The organism is Shigella dysenteriae, from assembly GCF_022354085.1.
Lineage (GTDB): Bacteria > Pseudomonadota > Gammaproteobacteria > Enterobacterales > Enterobacteriaceae > Escherichia > Escherichia coli.
In genome coordinates, this window is record NZ_CP055055.1 from 1,161,820 (window position 1) to 1,174,746 (window position 12,927).

Annotated in this window: 12 protein-coding genes; 4 read left to right on the forward strand and 8 right to left on the reverse strand. The window is 50.2% G+C overall.

What is annotated here, in order from left to right; translation table 11 throughout:
* The first annotated feature begins 61 nt into the window (after positions 1-61).
* Positions 62-1,039: a thiamine-phosphate kinase gene (gene thiL / locus HUZ68_RS05570; RefSeq protein WP_000742093.1), complete on the forward strand. Its 978-nt coding sequence runs from the start codon at positions 62-64 to the stop codon at positions 1,037-1,039.
* On the forward strand, positions 1,017-1,532 hold the full coding sequence (pgpA, locus tag HUZ68_RS05575; protein WP_000154043.1) for a phosphatidylglycerophosphatase A: 516 nt from the start codon (positions 1,017-1,019) through the stop codon (positions 1,530-1,532). The genes thiL and pgpA overlap by 23 nt, the downstream gene beginning before the upstream one ends.
* A gap of 177 nt (positions 1,533-1,709) precedes the next feature.
* On the opposite strand, the gene espY3 is transcribed toward pgpA, so the two are convergent.
* From espY3 to xseB, 5 genes are all read right to left on the reverse strand, one after another.
* Entirely contained in the window at positions 1,710-3,281 is a 1,572-nt protein-coding gene (espY3, locus tag HUZ68_RS05580; protein ID WP_239594064.1) for a T3SS effector pentapeptide repeat protein EspY3, read from the reverse strand.
* Between the two features lie 230 nt (positions 3,282-3,511).
* Positions 3,512-4,486, reverse strand: a complete 975-nt coding sequence (gene yajO / locus HUZ68_RS05585; protein WP_001199800.1) for a 1-deoxyxylulose-5-phosphate synthase YajO — start codon at positions 4,484-4,486, stop codon at positions 3,512-3,514.
* Positions 4,487-4,540: 54 nt separating this feature from the next.
* Positions 4,541-6,403, reverse strand: coding sequence for a 1-deoxy-D-xylulose-5-phosphate synthase (dxs, locus tag HUZ68_RS05590; RefSeq protein WP_033814860.1), 1,863 nt, complete (start codon positions 6,401-6,403; stop codon positions 4,541-4,543).
* Positions 6,404-6,427: 24 nt separating this feature from the next.
* A complete protein-coding gene (ispA, locus tag HUZ68_RS05595; protein WP_021577079.1) occupies positions 6,428-7,327 on the reverse strand; it encodes a (2E,6E)-farnesyl diphosphate synthase in 900 nt (299 codons plus the stop codon).
* Complete coding sequence (gene xseB, locus HUZ68_RS05600; protein ID WP_001124935.1) at positions 7,327-7,569, reverse strand: exodeoxyribonuclease VII small subunit; 243 nt, start codon at positions 7,567-7,569, stop codon at positions 7,327-7,329. Before xseB ends, ispA begins: the two co-directional genes overlap by 1 nt.
* Before the next feature lie 205 nt (positions 7,570-7,774).
* Here xseB and thiI point away from each other — a divergent pair, with 205 nt between their 5' ends.
* Entirely contained in the window at positions 7,775-9,223 is a 1,449-nt protein-coding gene (thiI, locus tag HUZ68_RS05605) for a tRNA uracil 4-sulfurtransferase ThiI (RefSeq protein WP_000668704.1), read from the forward strand.
* A 53-nt stretch (positions 9,224-9,276) separates the two neighbouring features.
* Here the strand turns inward: thiI and yajL are convergent, their stop codons facing one another.
* Both yajL and panE read right to left on the reverse strand, forming a co-directional pair.
* Positions 9,277-9,867: a protein deglycase YajL gene (gene yajL / locus HUZ68_RS05610; protein ID WP_001276334.1), complete on the reverse strand. Its 591-nt coding sequence runs from the start codon at positions 9,865-9,867 to the stop codon at positions 9,277-9,279.
* Positions 9,830-10,741 carry a 2-dehydropantoate 2-reductase gene (panE, locus tag HUZ68_RS05615; RefSeq protein ID WP_000705862.1) on the reverse strand — a complete coding sequence of 304 codons (912 nt, stop codon included), beginning with the start codon at positions 10,739-10,741 and terminating at the stop codon, positions 9,830-9,832. The genes yajL and panE overlap by 38 nt, the downstream gene beginning before the upstream one ends.
* Positions 10,742-10,908: 167 nt before the next feature.
* Here panE and yajQ point away from each other — a divergent pair, with 167 nt between their 5' ends.
* On the forward strand, positions 10,909-11,400 hold the full coding sequence (yajQ, locus tag HUZ68_RS05620) for a nucleotide binding protein YajQ (protein ID WP_001138904.1): 492 nt from the start codon (positions 10,909-10,911) through the stop codon (positions 11,398-11,400).
* Between the two features lie 128 nt (positions 11,401-11,528).
* Here yajQ and HUZ68_RS05625 read toward each other — a convergent pair whose 3' ends face one another.
* Entirely contained in the window at positions 11,529-12,893 is a 1,365-nt protein-coding gene (locus HUZ68_RS05625) for an MFS transporter (RefSeq protein ID WP_001000953.1), read from the reverse strand.
* Positions 12,894-12,927: the final 34 nt, after the last annotated feature.

The window sequence follows — 12,927 nt, forward strand, 5'->3', positions numbered from 1 at the left end:
TTCACGGAAGACTGTTCCGCGATCGCCGGCCTTTTCTTTTTTACCTGCTGAGGCATAACGTATGGCATGTGGCGAGTTCTCCCTGATTGCCCGTTATTTTGACCGTGTAAGAAGTTCTCGTCTTGATGTCGAACTGGGCATCGGCGACGATTGCGCTCTTCTCAATATCCCCGAGAAACAGACCCTGGCGATCAGCACTGATACGCTGGTGGCGGGCAACCATTTCCTCCCTGATATCGATCCTGCTGATCTGGCTTGTAAAGCACTGGCGGTGAACCTAAGCGATCTGGCAGCGATGGGGGCCGATCCGGCCTGGCTGACGCTGGCATTAACCTTACCGGACGTAGACGAAGCGTGGCTTGAGTCCTTCAGCGACAGTTTGTTTGATCTTCTCAATTATTACGATATGCAACTCATTGGCGGCGATACCACGCGTGGGCCATTATCAATGACGTTGGGTATCCACGGCTTTGTTCCGATGGGACGAGCCTTAACGCGCTCTGGGGCGAAACCGGGTGACTGGATCTATGTGACCGGTACACCGGGCGATAGCGCCGCCGGGCTGGCGATTTTGCAAAACCGTTTGCAGGTTGCCGATGCTAAAGATGCGGACTACTTGATCAAACGTCATCTCCGTCCATCGCCGCGTATTTTACAGGGGCAGTCACTGCGCGATCTGGCAAATTCAGCTATCGATCTCTCTGACGGTCTGATTTCCGATCTCGGGCATATCGTGAAAGCCAGCGACTGCGGCGCACGTATTGACCTGGCATTGCTGCCGTTTTCTGATGCGCTTTCTCGCCATGTTGTACCGGAACAGGCGCTGCGCTGGGCGCTCTCTGGCGGTGAAGATTACGAGTTGTGTTTCACGGTGCCGGAACTGAACCGTGGCGCGCTGGATGTGGCTCTCGGTCATCTGGGCGTACCGTTTACCTGTATCGGGCAAATGACCGCCGATATCGAAGGGCTTTGTTTTATTCGTGACGGCGAACCTGTCACGTTAGACTGGAAAGGATATGACCATTTTGCCACGCCATAAAGATGTCGCGAAAAGTCGCCTGAAGATGAGTAATCCGTGGCATCTGCTTGCTGTCGGATTCGGAAGTGGATTAAGCCCAATCGTTCCTGGCACGATGGGATCGCTGGCGGCGATTCCGTTCTGGTATCTGATGACCTTTTTGCCCTGGCAGCTCTACTCGCTGGTGGTGATGTTGGGGATCTGTATCGGCGTCTATCTTTGTCATCAAACGGCGAAAGACATGGGTGTGCACGATCACGGTAGCATCGTCTGGGATGAGTTTATTGGCATGTGGATCACCCTGATGGCGCTGCCGACCAATGACTGGCAGTGGGTCGCCGCCGGGTTTGTGATTTTCCGTATTCTGGATATGTGGAAGCCGTGGCCGATCCGCTGGTTTGATCGCAATGTACATGGCGGCATGGGGATCATGATCGATGATATTGTCGCCGGGGTGATTTCCGCAGGCATCCTGTACTTTATCGGTCATCACTGGCCGCTGGGTATTCTTTGAATGCCATTGACCGGGAGGTGTAGGCGATTCCAGACCACCCGGTTTGATTTATAAATGAACAGTGCCCCAATTTTGGGGCACTCTGTTAAAGTAAAACCCGACATCGCCGAATATACTATGCGGCGATATTTCAAGGTGTATCTTTGTCACTCATAATTCAATGACACTGAAATATCGTCAGTCGATGAACTCATAATAATTGCTCATATTCTCTGACTGTTGACGAAAAATATCATCAAAATTATTCTCAATGGTTTCGGTCATAGTGTTGAATAAATTTTTAGAAAGTTCATCTATTTTGTCTTGAATCTTTGATTTTATTTCATCTTGAATTTCACGGGTAACCAAAAGTTGGTCCAATTGATCATCCATTTTGTATTTTGCAATTAATTGTGCAGTTAAAGGTACTTTCTTCAAATAATCATTTTTTGTTAGTTTATACTGGTCTTTGAAATATTGTTTGGCTTCTGCTTGTATATATTTAAAAAATTCATTATACTTTTTCCTGCTTATTTTTCCTTGAAGATTCATTGCGCGATTGAATATTTTCTTTAAATGCTGATTGTAGAAAATAAAATTATAGATATCTTGTTTTATTTTAATAACTGTTGATTTTTCTTCAAAGTTTAATGACTCAGGGTTTTTATCTGATTCAATATAGTCAAGAATAATTTTTGCTAATGGGCTAATGTCTTTTTCTTCTGTTGATTCTGCTTCTGTTTTTAATATCGGATTAAAAAGGTCGGTACGGTAAAGTTTCGTGCCTTTCATCCTGACGATGTCAGGAAGAATAGTGTTTGAAAGATTAGCCTCGCTAAAGTCCACATATTGGCAATCACTTTCTGATAAATCTGCCCAATTAAAAGTGGTTTTAACACAGGAGCAGTTAGTTAGAATCATCCCTTTCGTTTCATTCCCATGTGATTTCTGATAAGTTATCCTTTGTATTATTTGATCTGCTTCTGGATATTGCATCTCAGGTTCTTTTTCTTTACCATATATCACCGCATTATCAAGAATTGCGCCAGTGCAATTCATATTTGTTAGATCGCATTTGATAAATCTACAACTGTTAAAATTCGCATTTGTACAATTCGTATTTGTAAACTTGACGCTATCAAAATAAGTATGTTCGAAGTTGACATTTGAGCAGTTACAGTTTCCCAGATCTATACCGAAATCTATATCGGGATCTTTATTGGGATCTTTACCGGAAATATTGCTGTGTGCTAGATATAGACCGCTGAAATCGTAATATCCATTGTCATCCTTTTCTATTGGGAGTGAATAAGTCTTTACTACCTCGTTAACAATAGAGATAGTTCCACGCATCATCAGATTTTCTCCGACTTTATAAAAAATAATGTTATGTTTGATGGTGCTGTTGTATGGCTCTGGCAATGAGGATGCAATTTTATTCCAGAAACAACAAAGCGTGGTCTGCTTTTGTTTGGGCGAGAGGTTATCAAATTTCAGGTTTAAATATGAGTCTAAATCTGACGATGCATCTATATTAAAATTGGGATCTGGATTTAACGCTGAATTATAATTTAGAACTGACAATGTATTGATGTATTTATGAATCGATTTAAATGCCTTTTGTTTATCACTGTCCAGAAAAAAATCACGAATTTTGTTCCATAGCCTTTCAATAAGATTTTGATTTAAATCTTGCTTCATTGAGTTTCTTAAATCTGCAACCGGTACATCAGTAAACAGGATCGGTTGTTTGGTGATGGTTTTCATCATGATTGTAATCCTCTTACGTTGACTAAATAAGACAGTTTTAGGGGATATTACTTGGAGAAACTATCAAAAATCGCTCAAAGGGATGAAGACGATGAATAGCTGCAAACTCATTCACGAAGAATTTCTCTTGCAGAGGTGGATTATGGTTACAGAAGGTGATGGGACGTACCTTGTCCCCATCATCGCAGACGATGGGGAATTCAGCAGATAAAATGGGTGAAAAGCGAAATTTACTTAAATCCTACGACCGGATGCGGTTTATACGGCGTTTCCAGTTCAGCAATCTGTTCCGGCTTCAACGTGATATCCACCGCGTTCAGCAGCTCATCAAGCTGTTCTTCCCGCGATGTACCGATAATCGGTGCGGCAATGCCCGGTTTACTCAACAACCAGGCCAGCGCAACTTGTGCTCGTGTTGCACCGAGTTCTTCACTGACGCCCGTTAACCGCTCTGCGATCTGCGCGTCATTTTCATCGCTTTCTTTATAGAGATTTTTCCCCACCTCATCAGACACCAGCCGTGCGGTGGTTTCTCCCCACGGACGCGTCAGTCGCCCCCGCGCCAGCGGACTCCACGGAATGACCGCCACGCCTTCCTGATAACACAGCGGCAGCATCTCGCGCTCTTCTTCGCGATAAATCAGATTGTAGTGATCCTGCATACTGACAAACTGCGCCCAGCCGTGCTGTTTTTGTAGTTCCAGTGCCTGAGCAAACTGCGAAGCGTGCATGGATGACGCGCCGATATAACGCGCTTTCCCGGCTTTTACCACGTCGTTGAGGGCTTCCAGCGTCTCTTCGATCGGCGTGTTGTAATCCCAGCGATGAATTTGCAGGATATCGACATAATCCATGCCGAGACGTCGCAGGCTGTCGTCGATAGAGCGCAAAATTTGCGCACGGGATAATCCTTCCGGTAAATCACCAACGCGATGGAACACTTTGGTCGCAACGACCACGTCTTCACGACGGGCGAAGTCCCGCAGTGCGCGACCGACGATCTCTTCGCTGCTGCCGTCAGAATAACTGTTGGCGGTATCAAAGAAATTTATGCCGCCTTCCAGCGCGCGTTTAATTATGGGACGGCTGCTCTCTTCCGGCAGTGTCCATGCGTGATTACCGCGATCTGGCTCGCCAAAGGTCATACAGCCGAGGCAAAGTCGGGAAACGCGAAGGTCAGTTTTTCCTAAGGGGTTGTATTGCATGCTGCCACTCCTGCCATGAATAATTTCTTAAGCATAGCAGGAGTGGAGTAGGGATTATGCCAGCCAGGCCTTGATTTTGGCTTCCATACCGGCGGCATCGAGGCCGAGTTCGGCGCGCATTTCTTCCTGAGTTCCTTGCGGAATAAAGAAGTCCGGCAGACCAATGTTCAGCACGGGTACTGGTTTACGATGGGCCATCAGCACTTCGTTCACTCCGCTACCTGCGCCGCCCATAATGGCGTTTTCTTCTACGGTGACCAGCGCTTCATGGCTGGCGGCCATTTCCAGAATTAACGCTTCATCAAGCGGTTTCACAAAACGCATATCGACCAGCGTAGCGTTCAGCGATTCGGCGACTTTCGCCGCTTCTGGCATCAGCGTACCAAAGTTAAGGATCGCCAGTTTCTCGCCACGACGCTTCACAATGCTTTTGCCAATTGGTAGTTTTTCCAGCGGCGTCAGTTCCACGCCAACCGCGTTGCCGCGCGGGTAGCGCACCGCGGACGGGCCATCGTTATAGTGATAGCCGGTATAGAGCATCAGGCGACATTCGTTTTCATCGCTCGGAGTCATAATGACCATTTCCGGTATGCAGCGCAGGTAAGAGAGATCAAAAGCGCCCTGATGGGTTTGACCGTCAGCACCAACAATGCCCGCACGGTCGATGGCGAACAGGACCGGAAGCTTTTGAATCGCCACGTCATGCAACACCTGATCATAGGCGCGTTGCAGGAAAGTGGAGTAAATCGCGACAATGGGTTTGTACCCACCAATCGCCAGACCGGCGGCAAAGGTCACCGCGTGTTGCTCGGCAATTGCCACATCGAAGTAGCGATCCGGGAATTTACGTGAAAACTCGACCATGCCGGAACCTTCACGCATCGCCGGAGTAATCGCCATCAGCTTGTTATCTTTCGCTGCCGTTTCGCACAACCAGTCGCCAAAGATTTTTGAATAGCTCGGCAAACCACCGCTACTTTTCGGCAAACAACCGCTGGAGGGATCAAATTTAGGCACGGCGTGGAAAGTGATTGGGTCTTTTTCTGCCGGTTCATAACCACGACCTTTTTTGGTCATGATATGCAGGAACTGCGGGCCTTTCAGGTCGCGCATGTTCTTAAGCGTGGTGATAAGCCCCAGCACATCGTGACCGTCAACCGGGCCGATGTAGTTAAAGCCCAGCTCTTCAAACAACGTGCCAGGTACTACCATGCCTTTAATATGTTCTTCGGTACGTTTGAGCAGCTCTTTAATGGGTGGCACGCCAGAGAAAACTTTTTTCCCGCCTTCGCGCAGTGAAGAGTAAAGCTTACCGGAAAGCAGCTGCGCCAGATGGTTGTTAAGCGCGCCGACATTTTCGGAAATCGACATTTCGTTGTCGTTGAGGACCACCAGCATATCAGGACGGATATCGCCCGCGTGATTCATCGCTTCAAACGCCATGCCTGCGGTAATCGCGCCATCGCCAATCACACAGACGGTGCGGCGATTTTTGCCTTCTTTCTCGGCAGCAACCGCAATACCAATTCCGGCACTGATGGAGGTTGATGAATGCCCGACGCTTAATACGTCATATTCGCTTTCGCCGCGCCACGGGAACGGGTGCAGACCACCTTTCTGACGGATGGTGCCGATTTTGTCGCGGCGTCCGGTCAAAATTTTATGCGGATAAGCCTGATGCCCCACATCCCAAATCAATTGGTCAAACGGAGTGTTATAGACGTAGTGCAGCGCCACGGTCAGTTCGACCGTGCCCAGCCCGGAGGCGAAGTGCCCGCTGGAACGGCTCACGCTGTCGAGTAAATAGCGGCGCAGTTCGTCGCAGAGTTTCGGTAAACTCTCTTTCGGCAACAGTCGTAACTCCTGGGTGGAGTCGACCAGTGCCAGGGTCGGGTATTTGGCAATATCAAAACTCATCAGGGGCCTATTAATACTTATTGTTTATTTATTACGCTGGATGATGTAGTCCGCTAGCGCTTCCAGTGCCGAGGTATCGAGTGACTGTTCAGCCAGTTTTTTCAGCGACTGGCGGGCATCGTCGATCAGATCCCGGGCTTTCTTCCGGGCTTGCTCAAGACCCAGAAGTGCAGGGTAGGTACTTTTACCAAGTTGCTGGTCGGCACCCTGGCGTTTTCCCAACGTTGCAGTATCTCCTACCACATCCAGGATGTCATCCTGAACCTGGAAGGCAAGGCCGATGCTCTCTGCGTACTTGTCGAGTACTGGCAGAGCACGACGCCCTTTATCTCCGGCGCTTAATGCACCAAGGCGAACGGCGGCGCGAATCAATGCGCCAGTTTTATGACGATGTATACGCTCAAGCGCGTCCAGAGGTACGTGTTTGCCTTCCGCGTCTAAATCTAATGCCTGACCACCGCACATTCCGGCAATACCGCTGGCGCTCGCCAGTTCAGAAATCATCGAAATTCTGTCGCGATCCGACACTTCCGGCATATCGGCATCGCTTAGAATCGAGAACGCCAGCGTTTGTAAAGCATCGCCAGCGAGAATCGCGTTCGCTTCGCCAAACTTCACATGGCAGGTCGGCAAGCCGCGACGCAGATCGTCATCATCCATCGCCGGTAAATCATCATGAATTAATGAGTAAGCGTGGATACACTCTACGGCGGCAGCGGGTGCGTCCAGCGTGTTTGTGCTAACGCCGAACATATGACCGGTGGCATAAACCAGGAAAGGTCGCAGGCGCTTACCACCTAATAATGCGCCATACTGCATGGTTTCGACCACGGGAGTGTTCTGAAAGGGCAGTGGGGCGATAAAACGGCTCAGCGCCTGGTTGGCCTGCTTAACGCAGGCTTCGAGTTGCTGCGGAAAGTCCATTACTCATTGTCCGGTGTAAAAGGGGTTAGAGAGGCGTCTTCATTGTCAGACAGCAGAATTTGTACGCGCTGTTCGGCTTGTTGTAATTTGGCCTGCCCCTGACGTGCCAGCTGCACGCCGCGTTCGAACTCGTTCAGCGCCTCTTCCAGCGGCAGGTCGCCACTTTCCAGACGGGTTACAATCTGTTCCAGCTCGCTCAGCGCCTTTTCAAAGCTGGCGGGCGCCTCATTTTTCTTCGGCATAATGAATGTCTGACTCTCAATATTTTTCGCCCCGTCATGGTAACGGACTCAGGGCAAATAGCAAATAACGCGCAATGGTAAGGTGATGTGCGCAGCAAAGCGATGTTAGTGGTATACTTCCGCGCCTGGATGCAGCCGCAGGTGTGGGCTGCTGTATTTTTCCCTATACAAGTCGCTTAAGGCTTGCCAACGAACCATTGCCGCCATGAAGTTTATCATTAAATTGTTCCCGGAAATCACCATCAAAAGCCAATCTGTGCGCTTGCGCTTTATAAAAATCCTTACCGGGAACATTCGTAACGTTTTAAAGCACTATGATGAAACGCTCGCTGTCGTCCGCCACTGGGATAACATCGAAGTTCGCGCGAAAGATGAAAACCAGCGTCTGACTATTCGCGACGCCCTGACCCGTATTCCTGGTATCCACCATATTCTCGAAGTCGAAGACGTGCCGTTTACCGACATGCACGATATTTTCGAGAAAGCGTTGGTTCAGTATCGCGATCAGCTGGAAGGCAAAACCTTCTGCGTACGCGTGAAGCGCCGTGGCAAACATGATTTTAGCTCGATTGATGTGGAACGTTACGTCGGCGGCGGTTTAAATCAGCATATTGAATCCGCGCGCGTGAAGCTGACCAATCCGGATGTGACTGTCCATCTGGAAGTGGAAGACGATCGTCTCCTGCTGATTAAAGGCCGCTACGAAGGTATTGGCGGTTTCCCGATCGGCACCCAGGAAGATGTGCTGTCGCTCATTTCCGGTGGTTTCGACTCCGGTGTTTCCAGTTATATGTTGATGCGTCGCGGCTGCCGCGTGCATTACTGCTTCTTTAACCTCGGCGGCGCAGCGCATGAAATTGGCGTGCGTCAGGTGGCACATTATCTGTGGAACCGCTTTGGCAGCTCCCACCGCGTGCGTTTTGTCGCTATTAATTTCGAGCCGGTCGTCGGGGAAATTCTCGAGAAAATCGACGACGGTCAGATGGGCGTTATCCTCAAACGTATGATGGTGCGTGCCGCGTCTAAAGTGGCTGAACGTTACGGCGTACAGGCGCTGGTCACCGGCGAAGCGCTCGGCCAGGTGTCCAGTCAGACGCTGACCAACCTGCGCCTGATTGATAACGTCTCTGATACGCTGATCCTGCGTCCGCTGATCTCTTACGACAAAGAGCACATCATCAACCTGGCTCGCCAGATTGGCACCGAAGACTTTGCTCGCACGATGCCGGAATATTGCGGTGTTATCTCCAAAAGCCCGACGGTGAAAGCGGTTAAGTCGAAGATTGAAGCGGAAGAAGAGAAGTTCGACTTCAGTATTCTCGATAAAGTGGTTGAGGAAGCGAATAACGTTGATATCCGCGAAATCGCCCAGCAGACCGAGCAGGAAGTGGTGGAAGTGGAAACCGTCAATGGCTTTGGCCCGAACGACGTGATCCTCGATATCCGTTCTGTCGATGAACAGGAAGATAAGCCACTGAAAGTCGAAGGGATTGATGTGGTTTCTCTGCCGTTCTATAAACTGAGCACCAAATTTGGCGATCTCGACCAGAACAAAACCTGGCTGCTGTGGTGTGAGCGCGGGGTGATGAGCCGTCTGCAGGCGCTCTATCTGCGCGAGCAGGGCTTTAACAATGTGAAGGTATATCGCCCGTAATTTGTGGTTTTTACGTCGCATCTGGTCAGATGCGACGTTTGCCGCATCCGACACTACTCGTAATAATTATAAATCCCTGCCGCCATCACCAGTTGTGATGCCACTTCATGGGCTTTCTCGCGCCCAACCAGCAGGTCGATAATTTTCAGACCAAAGTCGATAGCTGTACCCGGCCCCTGGCTGGTCAGCAATTTTACCCGTGCATCCCAGACGACGCGCTTGTCCTGCCATTGTTCAGCGGGAATTTTGTCTTTCAGCGTCGGGAAGCCGGTCATATTGCCAATCGGAAAGATATCGTGCGGCACCAGCACGGTGGCTGGCGCGGCGCAAATAGCCGCGACGATACGCCCGGAACGGTGGAACTGTTTAACGGTTTCAACCAGCAGGGTACTATCGCGAAAACACTCCGCGCCTTTAATGCCACCAGGCAGTACGATCACGTCATATTCGCCATCAGCCACTTCGACCAGCGGCGCATCCGCCAGCAGCTTCACGCCGCGCGAGCAGGTAATTGCCAGGTTGCCATCGCTGGCTACGCTGGCAGTGGTGACTTTGATACCGCCGCGAACCATGAGGTCGATCGTGGTGACGGCTTCAGTCTCTTCACTACCAGGGGCGAGGCAAACCAGTGCCGATGCGCTCATATTCACTCTCCTTTCTTTTTACCATTTCAAACAGGCGGGTGTTTTCCGGTACGGCAATCCCATGCGCGCGGGCGCGGCGTAAGAGAAAACCATTGATATAGTCGATTTCGGTGTGGCGCAGCGCGCGGATATCCTGCAACATCGACGAGATATTTTCCGCTGTGGCATCAATCACCTGCATCACGTAATCACGCAAATCTTCTGCTGAAGTATGATGCCCTTCGCGTTCGATCACCGCCGCGACTTCTTCGCATATCTGCATAATTTCTTGCGGATGATGACGTAATTCACCGTTCGGGCAATTGAAGATGGCGGTCAGTGGATTAATCACACAGTTGACTGCCAGCTTGCGCCACAGCTCGGCGCGAATATTGTTATGCCAGGCGACGTCAGGCAACACTGTCTGCAAAATATCCGCCAGATAGCTGTAATCACCGTCCTGTTGCCGTGCCGGGCCAATATGCGTGATACCGTTTGCCACATGAATAATGACATTGCCGTCGCGGCGGGCGGCATGGGTGGTGGTGCCCATCAGTAATGGCTGCTGAATGTTTTGCAACTCTTCGATGGTGCCCATGCCGTTGTGAATTAACAGTATTGGCGTGGTTACAGGCAGTGTGGACGCGAGGCTTTTGACGGCATCGGAAACCTGCCATGCTTTCAGCGTCACCAGGAGCAGATCGCTGGTGGCAAGAAAATCGGGATCGTTGGCGGTCAGCGATTCGTTAAATATCGAACCATCAGTCTCAACCAGATTCACACTACAATAAGGTTGCGGTACGCGCAGCCAGCCCTGAACTTCGTGACCCTGTTTACAAAGTGCTGTAAGCCATAATTGCCCTAAGGCACCGCATCCCAATACGGTAATTTTCATTGTTCCTCCTCACCCGCAACCACTCCGGGTGTTCAATAAGGCTATCCCTTAATTGTGCATGCTGTTGCGACTATGCACAATTAAGGGATACGTCCTGGTGCAGGACTGTTGGTTATTTAACTTTGCAGGTATTATGCTTCGCATCAAAAATGAAGGGAGAGGAAAAGATGCCATCTTTCGATATTGTCTCTGAAGTTGATCTTCAGGAAGCACGTAACGCGGTCGATAACGCGAGCCGCGAAGTGGAGTCCCGTTTTGACTTCCGTAACGTTGAAGCCTCATTTGAGCTGAACGACGCCAGCAAAACCATCAAAGTGTTGAGCGAGTCCGACTTCCAGGTCAATCAGTTGCTGGATATTTTGCGTGCCAAGCTGCTGAAGCGCGGCATTGAAGGCAGTTCACTGGATGTACCGGAAAATATCGTTCATAGCGGTAAAACCTGGTTTGTGGAAGCGAAACTGAAACAGGGCATTGAGAGCGCCACTCAGAAAAAAATCGTCAAGATGATCAAAGACAGCAAACTGAAAGTGCAGGCGCAAATTCAGGGCGATGAGATCCGTGTGACGGGCAAATCTCGTGATGATTTGCAGGCTGTCATGGCGATGGTGCGCGGTGGCGATCTGGGTCAGCCGTTCCAGTTCAAAAACTTCCGCGATTAATCGCGACAACCTGCGCTTTGTTCATGTCAGATGCGGCATGAACGCCTGGTTCGGCCTACAAAGGTTTGTAATTCAGGAACTTTGTAGGCCTGATAAACGTAGCACAGCAGGCAATTTCGCCTGTTTTTTTACGCCTGGCGAATTGCCTGCTCAACCTCAAAGCGATTCGTCACTTTGCTGTCGATTTTCACATAAGCTGAATGTTCTTCTTCTGCAATCAACACTTCTTTGACACCCGCAGTTTCCAGCAAACGCACTTTTAACGCCTCGTTTGCGGCAATGTCCGCCGGGATTTCAATGCGTAAGCTGCTGACATACGGCGGTTCTTTCATGGTACTGGCGACTGCCAGCCACACTGCGGCCAGCATTGCGCCAGCGAGAAATACGCCTTGGCCGTCAAACATGCCGTCAATCCAGCCGCCCAGCGAACCGCCAATCGCCACGCCAAGAAACTGGCTGGTGGAGTAAACACCCATCGCCGTACCTTTGTAACCTGCTGGCGACTCTTTACTGATAAGTGAGGGCAGGAGGGCTTCCATCAAATTAAACGCCACAAAGAAAAGCTGCACGCCGACCACCAGTTGCCAGAACTGCGTTTGCGCGTTCCACAACACAATTTCCGCAACCACGATCAACCCGACGCAGAAGACAAAGACTTGCTTCATTTTGCGCTTAACTTCAGCGTAGATAATGAAAGGCACGACCGAGCCAAAGGCGATTAGCATTGTCGCCAGATAGACCTTCCAGTGTTCAGCCGCCGGGAACCCCGCATCAGCCAGTTGCCCTGGCAGGGCAACAAACGTCGACATTAACAAAATATGCAGACACATAATGCCAAAGTTGAGTTTTAGCAGCCGCGGTTCCGCCAGCACTTTACTGAAACTGCCTTTCACCATTCCGGACTCACGATTAAGTACGTGAGTGCTACTGTTGGGTACAACCCAAATGGTCAACGCAATGCCGGTTGTTGCCAGAATAGCGATCATCCAGAACAGCGCGTGCAGCCCAAGTTTGTGAGTGATGATCGGGCCAAGCACCATCGCAATGGCAAAGGTAATGCCAAAGCTCACGCCGATAAACGCCATTGCTTTGGTGCGGTTTTGTTCGCGCGTGAGATCGGAAAGCAGCGCCATAACGGCAGCGGCAATCGCACCGGAGCCTTGTAGCGCCCGGCCCAGAATAATTCCCCAGATGGAGTCAGAAAGCGCAGCGATAACGCTACCGGCGGCAAACACTGCCAGCCCACCGACAATTAATGGTTTGCGACCAATGCGGTCGGAAAGCAGGCCAAACGGAATCTGAAAAACGGCCTGAGTCAGACCATAAATACCAATGGCAATACCGATTAATGCTTCGCTGGCACCTTGCAGAGCCATGCCGTACGTGGTCAGAACCGGCAGAACCATGAACATGCCCAGCATGCGCAACGAGAATACGGTCCCTAAACCCCAGGTCGCGCGCCGCTCACCTGGTGTCATTTTATAATCGTTCATTACCACCTCTGTTTTAAATTCGCGACTAGTGTAA